17 protein-coding genes are annotated in these 25,743 nt (G+C 59.7%); 14 read left to right on the top strand and 3 right to left on the bottom strand.

Translation table 11 applies throughout. The features are described from left to right. The first annotated feature begins 23 nt into the window (after window positions 1-23). The 3 genes from AAF555_06485 (at window position 24) to tilS (ending at window position 4,037) form a co-directional block, all read left to right on the top strand. Window positions 24-1,409: an ammonium transporter gene (locus AAF555_06485; protein MEM6911215.1), complete on the top strand. Its 1,386-nt coding sequence runs from the start codon at window positions 24-26 to the stop codon at window positions 1,407-1,409. Between the two features lie 180 nt (window positions 1,410-1,589). After that, on the top strand, window positions 1,590-2,861 hold the full coding sequence (serS, locus tag AAF555_06480; protein ID MEM6911214.1) for a serine--tRNA ligase: 1,272 nt from the start codon (window positions 1,590-1,592) through the stop codon (window positions 2,859-2,861). Between the two features lie 207 nt (window positions 2,862-3,068). Then, on the top strand, window positions 3,069-4,037 hold the full coding sequence (tilS, locus tag AAF555_06475; protein MEM6911213.1) for a tRNA lysidine(34) synthetase TilS: 969 nt from the start codon (window positions 3,069-3,071) through the stop codon (window positions 4,035-4,037). A gap of 58 nt (window positions 4,038-4,095) precedes the next feature. Here the strand turns inward: tilS and AAF555_06470 are convergent, their stop codons facing one another. Next, entirely contained in the window at window positions 4,096-4,905 is an 810-nt protein-coding gene (locus AAF555_06470) for a hypothetical protein (protein MEM6911212.1), read from the bottom strand. A gap of 235 nt (window positions 4,906-5,140) precedes the next feature. Here AAF555_06470 and AAF555_06465 point away from each other — a divergent pair, with 235 nt between their 5' ends. The 5 genes from AAF555_06465 (at window position 5,141) to priA (ending at window position 10,222) form a co-directional block, all read left to right on the top strand. Next, on the top strand, window positions 5,141-6,655 hold the full coding sequence (locus AAF555_06465) for a glycosyltransferase (protein MEM6911211.1): 1,515 nt from the start codon (window positions 5,141-5,143) through the stop codon (window positions 6,653-6,655). Between the two features lie 31 nt (window positions 6,656-6,686). Then, complete coding sequence (locus AAF555_06460; protein MEM6911210.1) at window positions 6,687-7,319, top strand: L,D-transpeptidase; 633 nt, start codon at window positions 6,687-6,689, stop codon at window positions 7,317-7,319. A gap of 51 nt (window positions 7,320-7,370) precedes the next feature. After that, complete coding sequence (gene rpsT, locus AAF555_06455) at window positions 7,371-7,631, top strand: 30S ribosomal protein S20 (GenBank protein ID MEM6911209.1); 261 nt, start codon at window positions 7,371-7,373, stop codon at window positions 7,629-7,631. Between the two features lie 67 nt (window positions 7,632-7,698). Beyond that, the gene (locus tag AAF555_06450) at window positions 7,699-7,935 is read left to right on the top strand and encodes a hypothetical protein (GenBank protein MEM6911208.1); all 237 of its coding nucleotides are present in this window, start codon (window positions 7,699-7,701) and stop codon (window positions 7,933-7,935) included. 43 nt (window positions 7,936-7,978) lie between these two features. Continuing rightward, the gene (gene priA, locus AAF555_06445; GenBank protein ID MEM6911207.1) at window positions 7,979-10,222 is read left to right on the top strand and encodes a primosomal protein N'; all 2,244 of its coding nucleotides are present in this window, start codon (window positions 7,979-7,981) and stop codon (window positions 10,220-10,222) included. A 101-nt stretch (window positions 10,223-10,323) separates the two neighbouring features. On the opposite strand, the gene AAF555_06440 is transcribed toward priA, so the two are convergent. Together AAF555_06440 and AAF555_06435 are read right to left on the bottom strand one after the other, a co-directional pair. Beyond that, entirely contained in the window at window positions 10,324-11,205 is an 882-nt protein-coding gene (locus AAF555_06440) for a hypothetical protein (protein ID MEM6911206.1), read from the bottom strand. Window positions 11,206-11,393: 188 nt separating this feature from the next. Next, complete coding sequence (locus tag AAF555_06435; protein ID MEM6911205.1) at window positions 11,394-12,248, bottom strand: PEP-CTERM sorting domain-containing protein; 855 nt, start codon at window positions 12,246-12,248, stop codon at window positions 11,394-11,396. 77 nt (window positions 12,249-12,325) lie between these two features. Here AAF555_06435 and AAF555_06430 point away from each other — a divergent pair, with 77 nt between their 5' ends. The 6 genes from AAF555_06430 to AAF555_06405 all read left to right on the top strand — a co-directional run bounded on the left by AAF555_06430 (window position 12,326) and on the right by AAF555_06405 (window position 25,726). Next, entirely contained in the window at window positions 12,326-14,344 is a 2,019-nt protein-coding gene (locus tag AAF555_06430) for a sulfatase-like hydrolase/transferase (GenBank protein MEM6911204.1), read from the top strand. A 26-nt stretch (window positions 14,345-14,370) separates the two neighbouring features. Beyond that, complete coding sequence (locus AAF555_06425; protein MEM6911203.1) at window positions 14,371-15,972, top strand: sulfatase; 1,602 nt, start codon at window positions 14,371-14,373, stop codon at window positions 15,970-15,972. 79 nt (window positions 15,973-16,051) lie between these two features. Further along, window positions 16,052-16,903: a PEP-CTERM sorting domain-containing protein gene (locus tag AAF555_06420; protein MEM6911202.1), complete on the top strand. Its 852-nt coding sequence runs from the start codon at window positions 16,052-16,054 to the stop codon at window positions 16,901-16,903. Between the two features lie 381 nt (window positions 16,904-17,284). Beyond that, window positions 17,285-18,766: a sulfatase gene (locus tag AAF555_06415; GenBank protein ID MEM6911201.1), complete on the top strand. Its 1,482-nt coding sequence runs from the start codon at window positions 17,285-17,287 to the stop codon at window positions 18,764-18,766. Window positions 18,767-18,811: 45 nt separating this feature from the next. After that, window positions 18,812-23,911 (top strand): DUF5060 domain-containing protein, encoded by a 5,100-nt coding sequence (locus tag AAF555_06410; GenBank protein ID MEM6911200.1) that lies wholly within the window; start codon window positions 18,812-18,814, stop codon window positions 23,909-23,911. 36 nt (window positions 23,912-23,947) lie between these two features. Continuing rightward, window positions 23,948-25,726: an arylsulfatase gene (locus AAF555_06405; GenBank protein MEM6911199.1), complete on the top strand. Its 1,779-nt coding sequence runs from the start codon at window positions 23,948-23,950 to the stop codon at window positions 25,724-25,726. Window positions 25,727-25,743: the final 17 nt, after the last annotated feature.

Below are 25,743 nucleotides of genomic sequence, written 5' to 3'. Positions count from 1 at the left end.
AACCAACCAAAAAACGACGAATAATGAAGAAAAGCGCGTTCAAATACTTGTTCATGGCATTCGCAGCCGTCTTTACGCTGACTGCGGGTGACTTCACTGCCCAAGCAGATCCATCTGACTACCTCGAATTGAAGGCTGGTCAGGGGGAAGATGCCGAGGCTTTTGACTTCTTCACCACCAGTATGCTCTGGACGGTGATTGCCGCCGCCCTGGTGTTCATCATGCACCTCGGATTCGCCTCCCTCGAAGCAGGCCTGACGCAGAAGAAAAACTGTGTCAACATCCTCTTCAAAAACACCTACATCATCTCAATCGGCCTGATCACCTACGCCCTCTTCGGGTTCAATTCTCATTATCCCGGTGATTTCAATGGCTGGTTCAGCTTTGGTTATCGACCCATTGGAGACTTGAATGCCGATGGGGGTGCCACCTGGGCCTACGGAGGCCTCAGTCTCGCTATGACCGGTTATGGCGACTTTATTTTCCAAGCTATGTTTGCAGCCACCGCGGCGACCATCGTCTCAGGGGCCGTGGCTGAACGGATCAAACTGCCCTCCTTCATGGTTTTCGCTCTTCTTTTGGTCGGCTTCGCTTATCCGGTCGTCGGTTCTTGGCACTGGGGCGGCGGCTGGCTCGGCACGCTCAACCCTGTCGAGGGTGGAGATCCTGCTGGATTCAAGGACTTTGCAGGATCGGCCGTGGTGCACGCCTTTGGTGGTTTCGCTGCACTGGCCTGCGTCCTGATTCTTGGGCCACGCAAGGGCAAATACACTGCGGAGGGCATCAAGCCCATTCTCGGCCACAATATGCCTCTCGCTGCCATTGGGGTTTTCCTCCTTTTCTTTGGTTGGTTCGGATTCAACGGCGGTTCCGTGTTGAGCGCCGATCCTGGTCCTCTCGGTCTGGTCTTCACTACCACTGCCCTCGCTGCTAGTGGTGGCTGTTTGGCTGCCATCGGAACTTCTTGGATCGTTCTCAAAAAACCCGATTTGTCCATGGCGCTCAATGGCTTCCTGGCCGGTTTGGTTGGGATCACCGCCAATGCTGACATCGTCTCGGCTATGGGTTCGATCGTGATTGGTCTCATCGCCGGTGTCATCGTGGTCTTCTCGGTGGTCGTTCTCGACAAGATCAAAATCGACGACCCCGTTGGTGCCATCTCAGTCCATGGAACTTGTGGTATCTGGGGAATTCTTGCCTGCGCCCTCTTTGACACGACCGAAAGCGGTTTCACCATCGGTGGCCAGCTGGTTGGTGTCTTGGCAGTGGCTGCCACAGCCTTCGCCTTCTCGTTCGTCGTCTTCTTGGTCATCAAGATCGTGATGGGCGTTCGCGTGAGCGAAGAGGAAGAGGCTGAAGGTCTCGACCTTGGCGAGCACGGTGCTCCGGCTTACGGCGAAGTGGCCTAAATCTGACCCGGACAACTCAATCATCTAACCAAAGCGGCGGAGAGAAATCTCCGCCGCTTTTTTGTGGGCAGGTGGGGAGCGGCTTCTCGAGGGCTCGATCGTTCGCTACTCGGTCGACTCCCAAATCACAAAGAACCGCCTTTTCCTTGCCCGTCCCCTCGCCTTTCGTATGGATGGGCCATGCTGGATATCCGCCTTCTCCGTGAAGATGCCGCCTCGGTGAAAGAGCGCTTGCGGGCGCGTGGTGGGGCGCACTGGGAATTGGTGGATCAAGTCTTGGCGAGCGACGAGGACCGCCGAAAGCTGGAGACGCGACGCCAAGAGCTGCAAGCGCAGCGCAATCAGACCAGCAAGCAGATCGGCCAAAAAAAGAAGGCGGGGGAAGACACCTCCGAGATCGAAGCGGCCGTCAAAGCGCTCGGCGAGGAGATGAAGGCCCTCGGGACCAAGGCCGATGAGGCCACCGATCGCCAACGGGCCCTCCTCCTCCAGATTCCTAATCTTCCACAGCTCGACTGTCCGCTGGGGGCCGATGAAACCGCCAACCCAGAACTCCGAGCTTGGTCCCAAAAGCCGGCTTTCTCCTTCCGCCCGAAGGATCACGTCGAACTCGGTGCTGACCTGGGCCTGTTCGACTTTGAGGCCGCTGCTTCCATCTCAGGAAGTGGCTATCTGGTTTTCCGCTCGGCCGGGGCCAAGCTCCAGCGAGCGCTCATCCAGTTCCTTTTGGATCTTCACACCACCGAGCACGCTTACGAGGAGGTGGCCGTGCCCTATCTCGTGCAGCGGGATTGCATGATCGGCACGGGCCAGCTCCCCAAGTTTGAAGACGACATGTATGGCCTAGAGGACGGGCAACTTTTCCTGGCCCCCACGGCTGAGGTGCCGGTGACCAACCTTCAGCGAGAAAAGCTCTTATCTCATAAGGAGCTGCCCATAAGGAATTGCGCGCACACGCCCTGTTTTCGTCGCGAGGCAGGAGCGGCCGGACGCGAGAGCAAGGGCATGATCCGGATGCACCAGTTTGATAAAGTCGAGCTGGTGCAGGTGGTGCGGCCGGAAGAATCCCAGGCCGTTTTGGAATCGCTCACCGGCCAGGCCGAAAAGGTTCTGGAGCGATTGGGTTTGCACTACCGCACGATCGAACTCTGCACGGGCGATCTCGGGTTCAGCGCGGCCAAGACTTATGATATCGAGGTCTGGGCCCCGGGGCACGGAGCTTACCTGGAAGTCTCCAGCTGCAGCAACTTCGGGGACTACCAAGCCCGGCGCATGAATCTCCGGTTCAAGGATGAAGAGAAAAAGAACCGTTTTTGTCATACCTTGAACGGATCGGGCACGGCCCTGCCTAGACTCTACGTGGCCCTGATCGAGACCTACCAGCGGGAGGATGGATCGATCGCGATTCCCGAGGCCCTTCAACCTTACTTTGGAGCGACCGAGATTCGCTAATACCAAGCTGCAGAATTGGCTCGAAAGACACCGGCTCTCCCTTCCTCGCGCTTCAGCGCCTCTTCCCCACACCACCTCCCCTCCATTCTACCAGTGAATTCTGGAGTTTCGTATAAGACCGCCTTGGCTTGCCCCGTTTCGGATCGCTTCCCGGCCTTTGGCGCACTTCCGCCTGTTTCTCACCTCAAAAAGGGTCCATGACTCCCCATGGCCGAGTCAGATGGATGGTGGACCCTGGCCCTGCAAGGGCTGCCCAAGCGGCGCAAATACCTGGTAGCGGTTTCCGGTGGGCTGGACTCGGTCGTTCTCTTCCACGGATTGCGCCTGGCGGGCTTTCGCAAACTCGTCCTCTGCCACCTCGATCATGGACTTCGTGGGGCCCAGTCCGAGGGCGATGCCCGCTTTGTCCGTCGCCTGGCCCAGGAAGCCGGGTTGCCAGTGCGGGTCAAGAAGGTGGCGGTGGCCAGTTTGGCGCAGGAGGAAGGACTATCCCTGGAAGAGGCGGGAAGGAAGGCTCGCCACGCCTTCTTCCGCGAGGTGGCAAGAGCGGAGCGCTGTCACCGGGTCCTCCTGGCTCATCATGCGGGCGACCAAGCGGAAACCCTCTTGCTCAACCTCTGTCGGGGCACGGGTTGGCGCGGCTTGGCGGGGATGTCGGCCAGCAAGCTGCTCGAAGACGAGGAACCACGGCTCGAGCTGGGGCGGCCGCTTCTGAAGGTTTCCAAGGCCCAGCTGCGGGAGTTCGCCGAAGAACAGGGGATTTCGTGGAGAGAGGATGAGAGCAATGCGGAGCAAGCCTTCTCACGAAACGCGCTTCGCCATGAAATCCTGCCTCGGCTGAATCGGGTTTTTGCCCGTGAGGTAGCGCCTCTCCTGCTGCGCGCCTCGGACCAGCTGACCCGACTCCGGGAGTTTGTGGACGAGCAGGTGAGCCAAGCGCAGACACGGTGTGGGGACCGCCAAGGAATCCGGCTCGCAGCCCTTCTGGGAGAAGCGCCCTTTCTCCAAGGAGAGGTCTTGCGCGCCTGGCTGAAGCAAGAGGGGATCGAAGACCTGAGCCAAGCGCAGATCGAAGCCAGCCTGCTTTTGGCCAAGTCCAAAGGATCTCCCGCCAAGATCAATCTCGCGGCCGGCCGGCACCTCAGGCGGCGGGCGGGTTGCTTGTTTTTAGAATGATTCCGGTTCTTTCCCCCGAGGCCGGACGAATCCTTCTGCCTTGTGCCATCCCAAAAAATCACTCTCCCAAAAGGAGGCCATCCATCCGTTTGGCCGTCGCCAAAATGGCTTGGACTTCAGCCGCTTGCACCGGGCGGATGTCCGGGAGATCCACTTGGCTGCGCAGGGTGGAAATTTCTTTGCGCAAGGCATCCAAGGTGGCGTGTTCTCCCAGATAAGGGGCAAACTCTTCCAAGCGCTGGAGAAAGTATTCCACCAAGTCAGGGCGGGTCAGAAGAGCGGCTTTCTCCGGCTGGAAATCGGTCAGGACCGCCTCGCCGGTGATGACCACCGCCCGCACCCAACCACCGAGCGCGATGAGGTGGGCCAGGTCGACATCTCGCAGCTCCAGCATTTCCCGTTCGACGTCCATTTGCGCTTTGGCTAGCGATTCCTTGAGACTCCCCGTGTTCCCGAGGGCCGCGTTCTCAATGATCGATTTGGCGTTGGCCTTGACGCGATCTCCCGCCCCGAGCGCCTTGGAAAACTTGAGAATGCTCCGAGAGAGCGGTTCGAGGTCTTGCAGCTTTTCCTCTTGGACCACCAGAAAACCGTCCGCCACCATCCGGCCCAGTTGCAGCGCGATGAGAAGGCGGTCGGCCGGAACGGACTCCGGAATTTCCGGTCGCAAGCGGGCGTAGGGCAGGGGCGCCAGCGCCTCCAATTCTTCAAAGAGTTTCCGAATGGAGGGCGTGGTGAGCGCATTCACTCCCAGTTCCTCTCGCAAGTGTTCGTCCTCCAGTAGCTCGGGCGGGAGGGGCGCGCGCGGCTCGGCTCCTCCTAGGGGAGCCAGCCAGAGACTGAGAAGCAAGGGCAGGAGACGAGGCATCAGAGGAACCCGACGAAGCAAGTTATAAAAAAGTGGCGGGTTTCCTGCTGCTTTTCCATCAAATTTTGCTACGAATCCACAGTCGCCGCCGCTGGCTCAGGGCGGGCCAAGCGATTCATTTGCAACTTGACCGTCAACGTGTTGTCTCCATCCTTCTCCACTTTTCTCGAAGACCCAGCTCGAGAGCGGACATCCAAGAGGTCTTGGGGCGATTCCTGAAACCGCAATTTTTCCCATGATGGATCTTTCCACCACTCTTTGGCTGATCTCCTTCTTCGTGGTTTTCCTGGGGCTATCCGGTTACGGCATTCACCGTTACTCGATCATCTTCCTCTTTCTCAAGCATCATCGGCGGCATCCTCAACCGAAGCGAAAGTTTGCGGAGCTTCCCGCTGTCACCGTGCAGTTGCCGCTCTTCAATGAGCTGCATGTCGTCGAGCGACTCCTCCGCAAGGTCTCGCAAATGGACTACCCCAAGGAAAAGCTTCAGATTCAAGTCTTGGATGATTCGACTGATGAAAGCGTCGAAATCGCTCAGCGGGAGGTCGCCCGTCTCCAAGCCGATGGCTTCGATGTGGAGTATCGCCATCGGATCGACCGGACCGGGTTCAAAGCGGGCGCGCTCGAAGAGGGCCTCGCCACTGCCAAGGGCGAGTTCATCTTCATCCTCGATGCCGATTTTATCCCAGCCCGGGACATCCTCCACCGGATGATTCATCACTTCACGGACGAGAAAGTCGGGATGATCCAGACCCGCTGGGGTCACATCAACCGGGACTACTCCCTCCTGACCCGGATTCAAGCCATGTTTCTCGATGGCCATTTGCTCCTGGAGCAGACCGCCCGGAGCCGCAGCGGCCGCTTTTTCAATTTCAATGGGACAGCCGGCATCTGGCGCAAAAGCACCATCGCCGACGCCGGTGGTTGGCAGCATGACACCTTGACCGAGGACCTCGACCTCTCCTACCGCGCCCAGCTCCGAGGCTGGCGCTTCGTCTTCCTGAGCGATGTGGTGACGCCCGCCGAATTGCCCGTGGACATGAATGGCTTCAAATCCCAGCAACATCGCTGGACGAAGGGTTCCGTCCAGACTTGCAAGAAAATGCTGGCGCACGTCTGGCGGAGCGACTCGCCGCTGCTCGTCAAGTTGGAGGCCACCGCCCACCTGACCTCGAACTTCGCCTACCTTCTTTTGGTCTTCCTCTGTGTCTTGATGTTCCCGATCAGCCTGACCGAGACGGTCATCCCTTCCTTTGTCATCTTCTTTCTCAGTTGGCTGGTCTTTGTCTTGGCCACGCTCTCCGTCATCGCTTTCTACATCACCGCGCAATGCGCCCTCCACCCCAAGACCTGGTGGAAGGAAATGGTGCACATGCCCATGCTGATGGCCTTGGGGATCGGGATGTCGATCAACAATGGCAAGGCCGTCCTGGAAGCCATTTTCAATCAAAAATCCGCCTTCATCCGGACGCCCAAGTATGGGGTGGAGCGCCAGCGCGTCGCTTGGCAGCAAAGCAATTACAAAGCCTTCAAAAAGAACTTCCCGGTCTTCATCGAATTCTGTCTGGCCTTTTATTTCACCGCGCTGGTCGCCCATGCGATCTGGAGCGCGAGTTGGCAATCGCTCCCCTTTCTCGGACTCTTCATGGTGGGGTTTTATTACGTCGGTCTCGGCTCCATTCCGCCGCTCCTGCTTCAGGCGCTCTCGCCTGAGCCCAAAAACGATGGCAAACTCGGCAGCTCTATCTGAGAGACGGCCTCGCGCGGTGCTCTGGAGAGCGGTGGCCGCCCTGGCGCCCTTGATTTTGGCCAGTTGTGCCAGCAAGCCTTCCACCTATCTGGTGGCCAGTGTGGAAGACCAGAAAATGGCCTTGGTCGATGACGAGCGTCTCATCGCCATCTACCCGATTTCGACCTCGAAATTCGGCTTGGGAAATGAGTTCAATAGCTTCCAGACGCCCCTCGGCAAATTGCAGGTGGCCAAAAAATATGGGGGCGGGGCCGTCGCGGGCGCCGTCTTCAAGGATCGTCGTCCCACGGGCGAGGTCCTTCCGATTGATGCCCCGGGCCGCGACCCCATCGTCACGCGCATTCTCTGGCTGCGCGGTCTCGAGGAATGGAACAAGAATTCCTACCCCCGCTACATCTACATCCATGGCACCCCAGAGGAGCGGAACCTTGGCAAGCCTTACAGCTGGGGCTGCATTCGGATGCGCTCTTCCGACATCATCGGCCTTTACGACCGCGTTCCCGTGGGCACCGTGGTGGAGATTGTGAAGGGACCTTTGCGACCCGAGATCAAGCCCTATCTGGAAGCGATCGAAAAGACTCGCCAAGCCGAGAGAGAAAAGGCCGAGGCAACCCCTGAGGGAGAACCGGAGGCGGCTTCCCCGTCCGCTGCGATTGAAAGTTGACAAAAGCAGCCCGCTCCGTAGCTTCCCTGCCCGCCAAATCGGGACAGTTCTATGCCAAACGTCAAGTCCGCCGAAAAACGCGTCCGCCAGACCAAGACCCGCACGGAGCGCCATCGAGCCGTCAAAGCCCAGGTTCGCAGCCTGCGCAAAAAGGTCCGCGCCTCTATCGAAGCGGGCGATCAGAAGGCAGCCAATGAGCAGTTTTCCGCCTTCGCCTCGGCCATCGACAAGGCGGCCAAGTCGAACGTGTTTCACAAAAACACCGCCGCCCGCCTCAAGCAGCGCCTCAATCAGGCTATCGCCCAGCTCTAGGGTCGTTTCACGGGGAGCCCTTCACCCCGATCGCCTCCCATCGGAGGATCGCTTTTTCTTTGCGGCCATGGCAGACACGAGCGATCTCGACGACCGCAAGGCGCGCGCTGCCAAAATCATTCGCTCCCCGGAGCAGTATAAAATCTGCGTCGGTTGCGACTCGATCGTGGCTCACAAAGTCGTCTTGTGCCCGAACTGCCACAGCTACCGCTATGACACCCGGGCCAGCGAAGTGGTGGCCCAAGCCAAGACCCTGAGCCAGCGGCGGGGGCAATCGGTCCTCCTCGAAGACCTCGAAGACTGAAAAAGCAGTTGAGCTAGGCGGTGGCGGGTCCTTGGTCGTCTCATTGAGCGCCCTCTCTTCAGCCCCGCAAATTGCCCGCGTCCTCATCGATGGCGCGCCCTCTCTTCTGCTGGACTACCGGGTCCCGGAAAGCTGGGCCGGGCCCTTGGAGAGTGGCGCGCGGGTCCAAGTCCGCGTTCGCCAGGCGCTTCGGACCGGCACCGTCATTGACCTGCATCCGTCTTCGGAAGCGGCGGAATCGGAATTTGATCTCCTGGAGCTGGAAGATCGGAGTGGCGATGAAAGTGATGGCATCCCAGCGGGGCTGGTCCGGCTCGCGCTCTGGATGGAAAGCTACTACCTCGCCAAGCTGACCGATGTCCTGCGAGCCATCTACCCCGAAGGAGCCCGGGAAACCCACTACCGGGCCATCGAGCACCAGGCGGTCCGCGTAGCGCGTCCTCCCTCTCCTGAAGCCCTCGAGAAGCTCCGTCAGCGCGCGCCGCAGCAAGCTCGTTGCCTGGCCCATCTCGGGCAGCAAACCGAGCCCATCGGCCTGGCCCAACTCGGGAAACAAGGCTTCAGCCGGGCCGTGGTGCAGGGCCTCCTCGGGAAGGGCTTCTTGGAAAAAACCGTTCTGCGTCGAGAACGCGACCCCTTCGCCCAGGCGGAGTTCGTCGAAAGTTTGCCTTTGCCCTTAACCAAGGCCCAGGCGGGGGCGCTCCAAGCCATCCTCGAAGAAACGCAAGCCGCCGTGCCCCATCCGGTCCTCTTGCAAGGCGTGACCGGCAGCGGCAAAACCGAGGTCTACCTCCAAGCCATTGCCCAAGTCGTCGCCAGCGGCCGGGACGCCATTGTGCTGGTTCCAGAAATCTCCCTCACGCCGCAGACCGTCAACCGCTTCAAAAGCCGCTTCGCGACCGCCGAAACCGAAATCGCCGTCCTCCACAGCGCCCTGGGGGCAGGAGAAAGGCAGGACGAATGGCGAAAGGTGCGCTGCGGCCGTGCCCGGATCGTGATCGGGGCCCGCAGCGCGGTCTTCGCGCCGGTGGGGAACCTGGGCCTGATCGTGGTGGATGAAGAACAGGAAGCCAGCTACAAGCAAGACAACCCTCCCCGCTATCATGCGCGGGACTTGGCCGTGCTGCGGGGCCACTTGGAAAAGTGCGCTGTCGTCTTGGGTTCGGCGACTCCCTCCCTCGAATCGACCGCCAACGTGCAAGCCGGCAAATACCGGCGCGTCCAGCTCACCACCCGGATCGGAGAGCAAGCGCTGCCCCGCTTTCGCTTCGTGGATATGCGGCGCGCGGGCAAAAGCGCCCTCGGGGGTGGCATGATCTCCGAACTTCTGCATCAGGGCCTGAGTCGGCGGCTGGAAGCCGGGGAGCAGGCCATTCTTTTTCTCAATCGACGAGGCTTCTCCCGCTTTCTCCAGTGCCCCGACTGCGCCCACGTCGTGGAATGCCGCCACTGCGATGTCTCTCTGACCTACCACCGGAGCGAGGAGCGCCTCCTCTGTCACTTTTGCGGTTACCAGGAGCTGGTCCCCCGTCACTGCCCCCAGTGCGGTAGCCGCGCCATCCAGTTCGCCGGCTATGGGACCCAGAAAGTGGAACAAGTGCTGCGAGGACTTTACCCCAAGATGCGCTTGGAGCGAGTGGACGCCGATAGCATGCGACGAAAAAACCGCCTCCAAGAAGTCTTTCGCGACTTCAAAGCGGGCAAAATTCAGGTCCTCCTCGGCACTCAGCTTTTGGCAAAAGGGCTGCACTTTCCCAACGTCACCTTGGTCGGACTGCTCCATGCCGACTTGAGCCTGCATCTCCCTGACTTCCGGGCGGGGGAGCGCACCTTCCAACTCTTGGTGCAAGTGGCAGGCCGGGCCGGGCGGGGGGAGAAGGCGGGGGAAGTCATCGTGCAGACCTTCTCTCCCCACAGCCCCAGTTTGCAATTCGCCCGCCACCACGACCACCAAGGCTTCGCCGAGCAAGAGCTGGAGCTCCGCAAAGCCTTCCACTTCCCGCCCTATTTTCACTTAGTCACCGTCACCAGCCGATCGAAAAAAGAACGCCTGGCGCAATTCACCTTGGAAACGCTCGTCAATCGACTCAAAAAAGAGCTGCCGCCTGAAGTGCTCGTGGGAGAAGCCGTCCCGGCCCCGGTCCTCCGAGTGGCCGATCACTACCGCTACCAAGTCAGCCTGCGCGCGCCCAAAAGCCGAACCATCACCGCCCCCCTCAAACGGGCCCTCTTAGAACTTCAAGCCTCAAAAGAAGTCTCGCTGCTGGTGGACGTCGATCCAGTGTGACGGATTGCGCGGCCCTCCGACCACTTGCCCCAGGCGCTTGCTACCAAAAAAAACCCTGTCCCCAGAAAGAGGACAGGGTCATTAGGATCCCAAGCTTTAGACTAAGATCTCCTACGTGAAAAGAAGAGGCCGCACAGGGTTAAGCCTCCCAGGACAGCGGCATGACTAGTTTCGGGAATGGCCGAGACTTGAAAATTGTCTAGATAAAACCCTGATTTATCGCCACCATTGGCATCTACATCCTCGGCTGCCAGCTGGAATTCGATAGAGGAAATGCTGGTGGCCGAACCATTGTAGGCCAAAACATCCGTTGTGTAGGAGTTAGCGCCTGCGGAATCGACCCCGGCGAAATCGATGGTGAATCCGTTGTCGCTCAAGGCGAGGTTGATGACGGCACCGGTTTGGATGTTATTGTCGACGTTCAAGTCCCCAATGGCATCCGCTCCGGTGGTCGTGGGCAGATCAAAAGTGGTCGTTCCGCTGGATACGAATCCAATTCGCTCAGTCTGGCCCCCCCCTTGTTTATCTGTTCCGATCGTGAGACGGAAAGACTCCACCCCCGACGAGTCGAAGCCAACGATGTCGTAATTGTCACCGGCATTATTATTCCCCCGGCGAGTGCTCAAAAAGAAGGACACGTTCACACCATCCGCCAAGTCAGCCGATTCGCTAAAATTCGCTTTTAAGATCGTTAGGCTGTCAACACCATCCCGAGAATCTCGATAGCCCAAGGCGTCTGTGATCGTCGGATTGGTTGGGGAACCTGGATCGGTAGAAGCCAGCACGATCTCCGCGCCATTGGTGGCTCCAGAAAAAGTGCCAACCTGATCCACCATACCGTTTAATTGGGACGCGTCGGTGATAGTCGAAAAATCAGGCGCAGATGTGTAGGTGAAGTCGGCAAAAAAGATAACGCTCGCCGGAAGACTGGGGGTGAGGCCCAGTAAGAGGATAAAAAACGAAGTAAGAGTTTTGGTTGTCATGGGAATTCCTGGTAGAGGTTGAGTGATTGCAGGGGAGAATGGGTGAGGGTGGCCACTATGATTTCAACGACGCCCAGATGGGGAAGCCGGTAGAAAATTACGGGGTAGCTGTTTCGAGTTAAAAAACGTGGATCAAAATCCTAACCTTTTCTTAGGAAACCCGCTCGACTCGAAAGGAGTCGCGGGGCCTAGGCCCGCCGACGGCGGAGGGCCACGAGGGCTGCGCTGAGGCCGAGCAGCGAAACAGCCGAAGGCTCGGGGATGGCTTCATCGGCCACCCAGAGATCATCTAGGTAGAATCCAGTGTCGCTCTCGACCGTGAAGACGATGCGGGAAAGCGTTGTGGCCGATCCGTTGTAAGCGACAGAATTGGCGGTCCACTGATTCCCGCTATTGAAAGGGGTGTCCAAGGTGATGGAGTAGTCGGTGGCCCCCAACACCATCGAGATGCTGGCGATATCGGCGAGGCCACCACTCTGATTCAAATCTTTGCTCAGCGGTGTCCCAGTTCCTCCGAAAGTGGTGACTGGATCGTAATCGACCGTTCCCGCTCCCGAAACCACTGCCAGCTGATTTCCTGGGTCACTGTTTTTATCAGCGTCCACGAAAAGGTTGAAAGCCTCGTTGCCCGAGTCGTCCAATCCAATGATATTGAAGGAGCCCGCCCCGGTATTCGAACCGCGGCGGCTCAAGAGGTCGAAAGACACGAACAATCCGTCGACACTTACCGTCGAGGTCAAATCAGCGCTGAATTGCCCGACTCCGGATGGCCGATCGATCCGCAAATGATTGTCGGTGGCGGTATCGTTCTGAAAACTGACGATGCTGGGACTGTTGAAAGCGTTGTTGGCAGAGGTCGGGAGAGTTCCGGAAAACGAACCAACCAAGTTGGTCATTCCAGTATTGAGATCGGCAGCGTCGGTGGCGACCGCCGGATCAGCTCCACCATACTCAAAATCGGCGAAAAAGTAGACAGTGGCTGCCTGGAGGGTGGCCGGGAGGAGGAGAGCGATGCTAGTAACTACGAAGGAAGGGAGTTTCATGTGTTTTACGTCTGGGGGATTTCTCGATTATTTGGTAAGATGGGCGGTCCACTTTTGTCAATAGAACTTTTTTAAAAATGCCTCATTTTCAAAAAGAAGCGTGGAAAGTAGTGGCGTTTCTCTTTGGTGAAATTCCCAGCGAGAGAACCAGCGCTCGGGAGAAACCCGACGAAAAAAAGTTGCTGGAGGGAACGTTTTTTGGTCGGTTGTTCTTCCCGGTCGATCTCCCCCCACTCCACCTCATGACCCTCTCTCGATCTGTTCTTTTTCTCAGCCTTTTCCTGGGAGGCCCCCTGCAAGCGGTCGCTCAGGACCGCCCCAACTTACTCTGGATCGTGAGCGAGGACAATGGACCCTTCTTGGGTTCCTACGGCGATGAGAATGCGCGCACCCCTCACTTGGACCGCTTGGCAGCGGAGGGCATCCGCTTCACCAATTGTTTCGCCAATGCCCCGGTTTGCGCGGTGGCGCGCAGCAGTTGGATCTTTGGCGTTCCGGCGGTCTCACTGGGCACCATGCACATGCGCTCGAAGTATGCCGTGCCGCGAGACCTTTTTCCCACTTACCCCGAACTGTTTCGCAAGGCCGGCTACTACACCACCAACCAGTCAAAAACCGATTACAACACCCAGTCCATCGATCCCAAGAGGATTTGGGACTTTTCGGGTCGCAAAGCTCACTACAAAAACAGGCCGGAGGGCGCGCCTTTCTTCGCGGTCTTCAATCTGACGACCAGCCACGAGAGCCGCATCTTCCCGCCCAACAAGGTCAAAGGAGAGCCGCGGGTGGCTTCCCGGGACATCCGGGTCCCGCCCTACCAGGTGGCCACCCAGGAGGTCATCCATGATTGGCGCAGTTACTATGAAAGTCTGGCAATCATGGATGCCTCGGTGGGAGCCCTGCTTGAGGAACTGGAACGGCGCGGGGAGGCGGAGAACACCATCGTCTTCTACTGCTCCGACCATGGAGGCGTGACCCTGCGCAGCAAGCGCTTCCTCCACGACACCGGCACGCGGGTGCCTCTCCTGGCCTACTTCCCCCCCAAGTGGCAGCACCTGGCTCCTTCGGGGCCGGGGACGGTCTCGGACCGACTGGTTCAGTTCATCGATATGCCGAAAACCTGGCTCGCCCTCGCCCAGATTACCCCACCGGAGCGCATGCCAGGCCGGGTCTTCCTGGGTGCTGAGACCGATCCGGCTCCCGAGACGGTCTTTCTTTTCTCCGGGCGTTTTGATGAGGCGCCGGATACCTCCCGCGCCGTCACGGATGGTCGCTGGAAATACATTCGAAATTTCGAGCCCGATCGACTCCGCTTCCAGATGCTGAGTTACCCTCTCCGGCAGGAGGGCCAGCTCAGCCAGTGGGAAGCTCACCAGCAGGGAAAAACCAATCCCGCGCAAGCTGCCCAGTTTCTCCCCCAGCCCCCGGAGGAGCTTTATGACACCCAAGCCGACCCCCACGAGGTCAAAAATCTGGCGGCTAGCCAACCAGAAAAACTGGCTGAAATGCGGGCCCACCTCCGCGCGCACATTCTGGAAACCCGCGACCTCGGCTTTCTGCCCGAGCCCCTTTTAGAAAGAGTCAACCAGTCTAAAAAGACCACCCTTTACGAATACGGCCAAGCCAGCGCCCACTACCCCCTCCCAGAGGTCCTTGATCTGGCCCTCCTGGCGTCCGAGCAGGACCCGCGCCATATCGAGGCCTTCGTCAAGGCCCTCGACCACGAAAACCCTGCCCTCCGCCATTGGGGCGCTCTCGGACTTCGGATTCTCGGCCAAGCGGCCGCCCCGGCCAAGCCCGCCTTGGAAAGAGCCGTGCAAGACTCGGAAGTGAGTGTGCGGGTGCCTGCGCTGGTGGCCTTGGGTCGTCTGGGCGAAAAGGAGCGCGTGCTCCCGCTGCTGGTGAAAGAAGCCGATCAGGCGCGGGGTGATATCCACGCCACCTGGGCCTTGGATGGCTTGAAGCTACTGGATGCTCCCGAGGCGATTTCGGGGAAAACCATAGAAGCCCTCACCCGGGGGCCCTACTCTCAGCGAATTTTTGAAATCCTTGAGCGAGGGGGCAGCACCTATCGACTTTGGGAAAGCCCTCTCTGAACCCCAGCCCCTCCTTGAAAGCCTCCATGAAAACTTCCCTCTGCATCCTCGCCGCGACCGGCCTGCTGGCTGGCCTCGCTCTCCCGCTTTCCGCTTCGGAGCGCCCCAATATTGTCTGGATCTTTTCGGACGACCACACTTACCAGGCCATCGGCGCTTACGGTGGGATCCTGGCCGAGGTCGATCCCACCCCCCACATCGACCGGCTGGCTGCCGAGGGCATGCGCTTTGACCGCTGCTACGTCGAGAACTCCATTTGCGCCCCCGCGAGAGCAGCCCTCCTCACAGGCAAGTTCAGCCACCTCCACGGCAAGATCGACAACCACAACAAGTTCAACCACAACCAGCAGCAGTTCCAAAAAATCCTCCAGCAACACGGCTACCAAACCGCCATGATCGGCAAGATCCACTTGGCGGGCAAAATGCAGGGCTTTGACTACTGGGAAGTCCTGCCTGGGCAAGGTTCCTACTACCAGCCGGAATTCATCACCGAAGAGGGGCGGAAGGTCTACCAAGGCTACGTCGCTGACATCATCACCGAGAAGTCCATCGATTGGTTGGAAGACAAGCGGGACGCGGACAAGCCCTTCATGCTCATGGTCCACCACAAGGCCACCCACCGCACTTGGATGCCGGCTCCCCGTCATGTGGGCTTGTATGATGACCTCACCCTGCCGGAGCCACAGACCCTCTTCGACGACTACGCCACGCGGGGAGTGGCCGCGCGGGAACAAGACATGTCGATTGCCGAAACCATGCGACCGCAGATGGACTTGAAGCTGCGGACCGCGGAAGAGATGGCTGCTGGGGAGAAGAAATACCTCAATCGCAAGAAGCTACCCCGGGGCGAGGAGGGGGCCTACTTCCGCATGAATCCAGAGCAGCGCCAGGTCTGGGACGCCGCCTACGAACCGCGCAACCAAGCTTTCTTCGAAGCCGAGCTGGAGCCGGGCAGCCCGGAGTGGGTGCGTTGGCGCTACCAGCGCTACGTCAAGGATTACCTCCGCACGGGCAAGAGCATTGACGAGAGCGTGGGGGCCATTTTGGATTATTTGGAGGAATCGGGACTCGAGGAAAACACCATCGTTTTTTATTCCTCGGACCAGGGATTCTACCTGGGCGAGCACGGTTGGTTCGACAAACGATTCATGTACGAGGAATCCTTCCGCACCCCCTTGATCGCCCGCTGGCCGGGCGTGACCGCGCCGGGCTCGGTCAACACGGATTTGGTGCAGAATATCGACTTCGCGGAGACCTTTCTCGATCTGGCCGGAGCGCCCGTTCCCGACGACATGCAGGGCCTCAGCCTCCAACCGCTCTTGCGGGGAGAACGCCCTGGCAGCTGGCGGGACTCCGTCTATTACCACTACTATGAATACCCGGGGATCCACAGCGTGCGTCGACACGAAGGGGTCTTTGATGGCCGCTGGAAGCTCATCCGTTACTATGGCCAAGACGTGCCACAAGGTGAGGAATGGGAATTGTTCGATCTCGAAAACGATCCCAGTGAGCTCAAGAACCTCTACCCCAACCCCGAAAGCGCTCCCCAGATCGAACGTCTCAAGGAGGCTTTGGCAGGGCTCAAAGAGCAATACCAAGTGCCTGAATCTTCTGGTTTGGAGAGCTGAATCGGTGGTCATGGACGGCGACCCCAGCCACCTTACCTTTTTAAGCTAAAAAAATTACATTGACAGCCGACTCGCTTTCATGAGATCCCTTACCAGTCTCAACCCCCTTTTCGTGATGCTCAAAAAACTCCTTCTCGCTTCCTCCCTCGCCCTTCTTGTGTCTCAATTCACTGCCACCGGGGCGGTCACGATTGGCAGCACCACCAACAATGAGAAGGTCAAGCGATTCAACATCGGGTTCACCGAGTCAGGCGGGCTTACGACCACCGCCGATGCGGTTTTTCAAAGTGGTTCGCTGACCGCCCCTCCGGACGGTCTTTTTATTAGTTACTTCGTCACCGCCCCCTTCAACTGGGACGACGACGCTGCCCTAGGAGCCAGTTCTTTTCCCGCCTTCCTCACGGCGGATCCTGCCGATCCCGACAACCCAGGTTTGGGTTTGGACGCCGATGATCTTCAGTCGAGCCAAAATGTCCACGGCCAAGCGGGTGGGCTAGGAAATGCATTCGAGGACAACGATATCAACGGGAGCAATGAAATACTTCTCTTCAATTTTGGCGGAGCGACCATCTCCGGAAACGCTGTCAACTCAGGTCTGCTTGGTGTGGACGGCTTTCAGATTCAAAATCTCGAATTTGGCAACAACTCCAACGCCCCGATTTCATGGGAAATCTTCATCTATGATGCCTCCGCGAGCACTCTCACACGGACCGTGACGGAAGCGGAGGGGAACTTTTCGGGCGGGAATAATGAGACCGTGAATACCGGATTCATAGGCGAGTTCGATGATGGAGACTTTTTGATCATCAACGGCGGTGCCGGTGAGTTCCGGCTGGATTCGGTAACCTTGGACGTGGTGCCTGAGCCCTCCGCCGCCACCTTGCTGGCTCTTGGCGCCTTCGGCACCTTGGTAAGACGCCGCCGAGCTTAGTCGGTCAAAAAACTCCCATAGGAATTTTGAAGAGCCCACGGCCTACCGTGGGCTCTCCGTTTTGCTGGCTTTGGTGGTGCCCAAAACGCCTCCCGAACCGATTGCTAAGCGACCAAATAAGTTGGTAGCACCGGATCTCATACCAAGCTGCAGAATTGGCTCGAAAGACACCGGCTCTCCCTTCCCCGCGCTTCAGCGCCTCTTCCCCACAACACCTTCCCTCCATTCTACCAGTGAATTCTGGAGCTTGGTATAACTCCGTTGGGTAGAGGGAGTCCTTGGAAATGGGTCGAAGCAAAATCTGCTGGCATCTTCCTCGGGTCATGAGAGCTTCATTGATCAGCTGCTAATTCATTAGCGAAAGAACCTCTCCAAACCTCTATGAAATCACTTTTGTGGGCGGCCGTTTTCTTGGCCTTAGGGGCCGGCATCTCCGCTTCGGGAGACGAGAAGGCACCCAACGTTCTCTTTATCATTTCGGACGACCTCAGCACGGCGCTCAGCGGTTATGGGGACCCTCATTGCCAGACCCCGAATCTGGACCGTTTGGCTGCAAGGGGTGTCTCCTTTTCGAACGCCTACTGCCAATTCCCTCTCTGCGGCCCTTCCCGGGCCTCGCTCTTTTCCGGTCAATACCCACTCACCACCGGGATCCTCAAAAACAACGTTCCGCTGCCGGACGCCACCGTCACCCTCTCGCGCCATTTTCTCAATCATGGCTATTGGAGCGGTCGCGTCGGCAAAATCTACCACATGGACATTCCCCACCATGTCATCTTGGGCCATGAGGGAGCGGACCATCCGCCTTCCTGGACGGAAGCCTACAACATCCGGGCCCTAGAGACCTTCCACCCTGGACGAGTGCGCAACGTCACCAGCCCTCAAACGGTCGAGTTGTATCCTGAACTCCAAAAGCAATGGGACCAGGGGACCTTGTCCGCCTCCACCATCAAAAAGCTCAAAGGAGGGCACGTTTGGGTCATTGTGGAAACCGACGAGCGAGAAGGGGAGTTAGCGGATACCTTGGCCGTGGACCAGGCCCTCCGCGTTTTGCAGAAACGGGCCCAAGAGCTCGAGCCCTTTTTTCTGGCAGTCGGCCTCATTCGTCCTCACTTCCCCTTCATCGCCCCGACTGAGCACTTTGCGGCCTACCCGATTGAGGACATGCCCCTTCCCGAAGTCTCCCCGGAGCACCTCAAAACGATTCCTCAGCAGGAGCACCGTCCGGATCTCAAAGTGGGCCAGCGGGACCGCCAAGAAATTCGGCAAGCCTACTATGCCAGCATTTCTTACATGGATGAGGAGGTTGGGAGGCTCCTGGACGAAGTGGATCGCCTGTCTTTGCGCGACGACACCCTCATCGTTTTTGTCTCCGATCACGGCTACCTTTTAGGAGAGCAGCGAACCTGGCAAAAGAACCAGCTTTGGGAAGAAGCCACCCGGGTGCCACTCATCATTTCGGCGCCCGGTCAGAAAGTCCGGGGAGAAACTTCCGATGAGATCGTGGAGCTGATCGATCTCTACCCCACCTTGGTCGACTTGGCCGGCCTCCCCCCGCAGCCAGCCGCCCAAGGGGTCAGCTTGCGACCGCTTTTGGAGGACCCCACGGGCGGTCAACTCTCCCGCCAGGAAGCCTTCCTGCAAACCAAGCGGGGCTTTGGTCTGCGCCATGGCCAGTGGTCTTACATGTGGTATCCGCCTTTCAAAAAGCATCCTGAAGGCGCCATGCTTTACGATATGGAGGCCGACCCCAAGCAAACCCGCAATCTAGCGGTCCTCCCGGAATGGGCGACCCTCCGCGACCAACTCCACGAACGTCTGCTGGCCCGCATCGAGATGGCCCAAAAAACGGCCCACAGGTAGCGCCGCTCGCCCCTCTCCCTCCTCCCAGGGTCTCCCCTCCCGTCCATGAAGTGCTCCCTTGTCCCCCTCCTCCTGGCCACTCTCCTCTTGTTTGGGGGGCGGGTGGATGGGGCCAACCAAGTTCTCCGCTTTGATCTCATCAATGCGGATACGGATTCGGTTCTCTTCGCGCTGAGCGAGGGAAGCACCATTGATCTCAGCACCCTGCCGACCACCAACTTGAACATCCGGGCGGTCGTCGATTCGGAAGAAGCGGATACTGAAAGCGTGGCCTTCAGCTTGACGGGGGCGACCACTCGTCAGCAGACGGAAAGTGCCGCGCCCTATGCCCTGGCTGGCGACGCTGCCGGCGATTACAGTGCCTTCGCCTTCAATCCAGGCGGCCATACTCTCACCGCCACCCCCTACACAGGCGACTCCCTCACGGGAGCCTCTGGGGTTTCCCTCACCCTCAATTTCACGGTCGCCCTCACCCCTCCTCCGAGCGTCGATCAAGGGGCCTTCTTAGAATCGCAGGGGCTGGTGGTGATGGACGTGGAAGCGCTCGCCCCGGTGGCCCCCTGGTCTCAGGAAGCCAGCGTGACGGGCTTCCTGGGCAGCGGGTATTTCCGGGGAACCGAGGATCATTTCAATAATCCCGGCCAAGGTAACGTGGCCTACCCGGTCTTCATCGGCACGGCCGGCCGCTATCAACTGCAATGGCGGAGCCAGATCACCTTTGGCGACAGCACCACCGAGCACAACGACTCCTTCGCTCGACTGGTCGATGCCAAGGGCAATCCCGTGACCCCGGCCGCCAATGACAACGACCCCACGGGATCCTGGTATAAGGTCTACATGAATGCCACCGGCTGGAGTTGGCAGACCTCCAATAAGGACTTCGACGCCCGGTCTCTCTCCTGGAATCTGGCAGCGGACACTTTGTATTATCTGGAAATTGCGGTCCGATCGACTCACCACGCGCTCGACCGAATCGTACTTTGGGACCAATCCCTTCACAATTTCGCCAATGAAACGACTGGCAAACAGCCCAATAATTCGGCCCTCGACGCCCTCGCCCTCTCCGTCCAGCAGGCTGCGGAATTGCCGGTCGTGACCCTGACGAGCCCCCTCAATGGCACCCTGGGAACGGCGCCCGCTGATTTTCTGGTGACGGCCTCGGCCAGCGACCCCAATGGCAGCGTGACCCAAGTCGAGTTCTTTCAGGATGGAAGCAGCCTCGGGATCGACAGCACGGCCCCCTACACCGTCTCCTTGAATGGCTTGGCGGCCGGGAACTATCGCCTGACCGCGGTCGCCCGGGACGATGACAATCACCTCACCACCTCCGAGGCAGTCGTGGTGCGGGTCGGGACGGCGGTCGAGAGTGGTCTCCTGCTGGGAGAGCTTAAAAAGTGGCACAAAATCACCCTCAGTTTTGACGGACCCGCCACCAGCGAGTCAGCCAGCCCGAATCCCTTTTTGGACTATCGCCTCGACGTCACCTTCACGGGTCCCAGCGGGCAAACCTACCTCGTGCCGGGCCACTACGCTGCGGATGGCAATGCGGCCAACACCGGCGCCGACAACGGCAACCAGTGGCAGGTCCACTTCTCGCCTGACGAGGTCGGCCTCTGGTCCTACAGCGCCAGCTTCCTGACCGGGAGTGAGATCGCGATCGCCGATCCCGCAAGCGGCAGCCCCGCCAGCTTCCACGGGGCTTCGGGGAGCTTTCTGGTCGTCGCGAGTGACAAAACGGGTCGGGACTTCCGGGGCAAGGGTCGCTTGGAGTATGTCGGCCAGCACTATCTCCAGTTCGCCGAGAGCGGGGAGTATTTCATCAAGCAAGGCCCCGACGCGCCGGAAAACTTCCTCTCTTACGTGGACTTTGACGGCCCGTTCAAAACCGATGGCCAATACAACACCGGCACCTTTGGCAGCGAAGCTTCCTCGATCAAAACCTGGTCGGCCCATGCCGGCGACTGGACGACCGACGATCCCACCTGGGCCCAAGTGGACGGGGTGGGCGGCGCTTATGGGAAAGGCATGCTGGGCGCTCTCAATTACCTCGCCTCCGAAGGCCTGAACGTCTTTTCCTTCCTGACCTTCAATATCGCGGGCGATGATCGCAATGTCTTCCTCTACACCGATTACAACGAACGGGAACGGATGGATGTCTCCCGCCTGGGGCAATGGGAAGTCATCTTCGAACACGCCACCCGGCAGGGTCTGTTCCTGCACGTGAAAACCCAGGAAACCGAGAACGATCTCTTGCTGGACGGGGGTGAACTCGGCAAGCACCGCCAGCTCTACTACCGCGAACTAATCGCCCGCTTCGGCCACCACCTGGCGCTCAACTGGAATCTGGGAGAGGAGAATGACATTTGGCGGGCCGACGAATTGAACGACCCCACGCAGACCCGGGTCAAGGCCTACGCCCAGTTCTTTCACGATCACGATCCCTACCAGCACCCCATCGTGATCCACACCTACCCTAACGATAAGGACGAAGTCTATGGCCCGCTCGTGGGCAGCGTCTCCCAACTGACGGGCGCCTCCCTGCAAGGGGGTCGAGCCAACTTCAACGACGTCCATGACGACGTGCGGACCTGGGTCGCGAACTCCGCTCAGGCGGGCAAGCCCTGGATCGTGGCCTGCGATGAGCCAGGCGACGCCGAAAACGCCCTCCGTCCCGATAGCAGCCCGGGAAATTCCCACGAAAACGGGCGGGAAAACGCCCTCTGGGGCACGCTCCTGGCCGGGGGCTGGGGGAACGAATGGTATTTTGGCTATGGCTTCCCGCACTCCGACCTGACCTGCCAAGACTTCCGCAGTCGCGACCAATGGTGGGACTACTGCCGCTACGCCTTGGAATTCTTCGCCCTGGCGGAAGTGCCCTACTGGGAAATGATCAATGACAACTCCCTCACCAGTGGCGACTACTGCTACTTCAAAGCGGGGGAGGCCTACGTCATCTATGACAAGCAAGGCGGCACCGCCAATCTCGACCTCGCGGACCAGCCAGGAGAATTCACCGTCCGCTGGTTTGACCCTCGCAACAGCGGGGCGCTTCAAACCGGCAGTGTCTCCACCATCACCGGGGGGAGCGATGACATCCCTCTCGGGAGCGCCCCCGACAGCACGAATCAAGACTGGGTCGCCCTCGTGACCGCCTCCAAAAAGCTCCTCTTCGTGCGAGGGGCCGACCGCAGCGGCGGCTTTTTAGAAGCAGGCAATGACAACTCGCGGACCGAACAGTTGGCCGACCTCAATAACAATGCCACCAACAATGGCAACCACGGCTGGGGAGAACTGAAAACGCTCTTGGAGGGAGAGGGCTACCTCGTGGAGCAGTTGGCCGAGCCTCTGGAAGCCAATGCGCCCTCCAGCGGACAGACCACCGGCGCCCCGCTCGACCTCACGCAGCTGGGCCTCAGCCAATACAGCGCCCTCATCTTTGGCTCGAACAACGCCGTCTACACCAGCGCCCAGATCGATGCGCTGGAGGCCTACGTCCGGGCCGGGGGCGCCGCCCTCTTCATCTCGGACGCCAACTTCGGCTCGGACTGGTGTGATGCGCCGAATTCCGACCAGCAATTCCTGGATCGCTTCGGGCTGGAAATGAACCAAGACAGCGGCACCTACACCGTGGACCGGGCGGAGGGAGAATTCGTGGTGCCCGATCACCCCATCTTCAGCGGCGTCGATACCTTCATGGGAGAAGGGGTCTCGCCAGGACGCATTCCCAGTGGCAGCCCCCCAGCAGGGGTCACCCTCACGCGCTTGGCGGCCGCCTCGGGCTCCACTCGCAACAATGACGGCACGCCGGGAGTGAACGCTTGCCGGGGCAGCAATCGACAGGTTGATGAAAGCGATGCCTCCCTCGTGATCGCGACCGTCGAGAGCGGTCGGGTGGCCATCCACTTTGACCGAAACACCTTCTTCAACCAAAACGGAGCCGGGACCGACATCAACGAGCACGACAACGCGCAATACGCCCGCAATCTCTTCGCCTGGCTCAGCCAGGGCCAGCCAGAGACGACCGGCCCGACCGCCGTCATCAGCGCCGCGCCCCTCTCCGGTGAAACCCCGCTTCTGGTGCAGTTCGACGCCTCGAATTCCTCTCCCACCCCAGGCGCCTCCCTCACGAGCTATGCCTGGGACTTCGAGAGCGATGGCACGGTGGATTCCACCGAGGCCCTCGTCTCCCACACCTACCCCACCGCCGGAACCTTCACCGTCACGCTGACCGTGTCCGACGACCTCACGGCCAGCGATAGCACCACCCTCGCCATCACGGCCGCCACGCAGGCGCCCTTCGCCAACCAGGCCAGCCCCTGGCCCCTCCCCGGCCGAGTGGAGGCAGAGAACTTTGACTCCGGCGGAGAGGGCATCGCCTACAGTGACCAAGACATCGGCAACAATGGCGATTCCGACTACCGGCCCGGCGAAAACGTCGATATCCAGAACAGCGGGGGCACCGACAGTGGCGGCCTCAACGTCGGCTGGACGAGCGATGGCGAATGGCTGGAATACACCGTCACCGTCAGCGAGACGGGCACCCACCGGGCCCTCTTCCGCGTGGCCTCCAACCTCGGCGGGGCCAACCTCCGTCTGTTGGTGGATGGGGTGGACCAGACCGGGAGCCTCGCGATCGGCAACACCGGGGGTTGGCAGAACTACATCGACTTGACCAGTGGCCCCTTTCTCTTGGAAGCCGGGACTCACCTCCTCCGGCTGGAGTGGGTGACCGGGGGGTGCAATCTCAACTGGTTCGAAGTCGAACGCGTCACCCAGAGCTTCTCTCAATTCATGGCGGGCTTCCCCTCCTTGAGCGGTGAACTCGCCTTGGCCACCGCCGACCCGGATGGCGACCGCCTCAGCAATCTCCTTGAGCAATGGCTCCGCTTGAACCCCACCCAGCCCGATGTGGCCGGCCTCCCGCTGGCTTCCGTCACGGGGGGCGAGCTGCACTTCCGGTTCAGCTTCGACTCCTCGGTCACCGGCAGCACCCTGCGCTATGAAAGTTCCGAGGACCTCGTCGACTGGGACCCCCAGAGTCTCCTTTCCGACTGGATCACCGAAGACGGTGATATGCGGCATGTGGAGGCCACGTTTCCTATTTCTAGCTCCCCGGACCCCTTTCACCGCCTGCTGGTGGAGTAGCTCTTTCCATTTTCTTTGAAACCTCTTCCCGCTCCCATGAAATCCGCCCGCCCCTCGCTCCTCCGCTCACTTTGGCTGCTCGGCCTGGCCGCCAGCCTCGCCACGACCGCGGCCGCCAAAAAACCCAATGTGATCGTGATGCTCTCCGATGACCAGGGCTGGGGGGACTTCTCCCTCCATGGAAACACCCAACTGGACACCCCGAATCTCGACCAGTTGGCTCGCTCGGGAGCGCAGTTTGATCGCTTCTACGTCTGCGCGGTCTGTGCCCCCACGCGGGCGGAGTTTTTGACCGGTCGCTACTACGCCAAAACCGGCGTCTACGGCGTCTCCCGCGGGGCGGAGCGGCTGAACGAGGACGAAACCCTCGTCTCAGAGATTTTCCAGCGGGCCGGCTACCAGACCGCCGTCTTCGGGAAATGGCACAATGGCTCGCAATACCCGTATCACCCGAACGCTCGCGGCTTTCATGAATTCTATGGCTTCGGTTCCGGCCACTGGGCCCACTACTTCAGCCCGATCTTGGATCACAATGGCGACATCGTGCGTGGCCAGGGCTACTTGACGGATGACCTGACCGAGCGGGCCATGGACTACATCGAGCAGCACCAGGAAAAGCCCTTCTTCGTCTACCTCGCGCTCAACACCCCGCACTCCCCCATGCAGGTGCCAGATCGTTGGTGGAACAAATACCAGGACATGCCCTCCACCCAAGAGTTCTTCGAAAAGAACCGGGAGAACCTCGATCACACCCGGGCCGCCTACGCCATGTGTGAAAACATCGACTGGAATGTGGGTCGCCTCCTGGACAAGCTGGATCAACTCGGCCTCGCCGAAGACACCATCGTCCTCTACTTCAATGACAACGGCCCCAACGGTCGCCGCTGGAACGGGGGCATGCTGGGGCGGAAAGGATCGATCGACGAAGGAGGCGTGCGCTCGCCCTTGTTCGTTCGCTGGCAGGGCAAGATTCGCCCGGGCACCCTGGTGGAACCCATCGCCTCCAGCATCGACCTCCTGCCCACCTTGGCCGAGTTGGCCGAGATCGACTACTCCGGCACCAAGCCCCTCGACGGCCTCAGCTTGAAGCCCCTCCTGGCCGGGCAGACCGCCGACTGGCCTGAACGGGCTTTGTATCAATTCCGTAACAACAAAGTCTCCGTCCGCACCCAACGCTACCGGCTGAACGGGGACGGCAAGCTCTTCGACATGGTGGCGGACCCCGCGCAACAGAACCCCGTCAACGAAGAGTTCCCCGAAATGGCGGAAACGCTGCAAGCGAAAGCCGCCGCCTGGCTGAAAGAACACCAGGGCCTGGGCCACAACAAGGGCAGCGATGACCGTCCCTTCATCATCGGACACCCGGACGCCAAGATGAGCCAGATCCCGGCTCGGGATGGCCGAAATCGCGGCGGCATCACCCGACCCTCCAAGCATCCGAACGCCTCCTACTTCACCACCTGGACCAGCACGAAAGACTCCATCGTGTGGGACTGCGAAGTCGGGAAAAGCGGGCGGTATTTGGTCGAGCTCTTCTACACCTGCCCGGCGGCCGATGTCGGATCCACCATCCAGCTGAGCTTCAATGACAGCCAGTTGATCGGAAAAATCACCGAAGCCCACGACCCGCCGCTCCAAGGCGTGCAAGAAGACCGCGTGAAGCGGAAAGAAGCCTACTCCAAAGAATGGAATCGCATGAGCTTGGGCGTGATCGAACTCAGAAAAGGCCAGGGCAGCCTCAAGCTGGAGGCCACCGACATTCCCGGCTCTCAAGTGATGGACCTGCGGACCGTCTTGCTCACGCGCTTGGACTAAAGAAGCCCGATTTTTTT

This window comes from Verrucomicrobiota bacterium (assembly GCA_039027815.1).
In the GTDB taxonomy this organism is placed as follows: Bacteria; Verrucomicrobiota; Verrucomicrobiia; order Verrucomicrobiales; family JBCCJK01; genus JBCCJK01.
The sequence above is the reverse complement of the archived record's forward strand: the minus strand, read 5'-3'. Positions and strand labels throughout refer to the sequence as shown.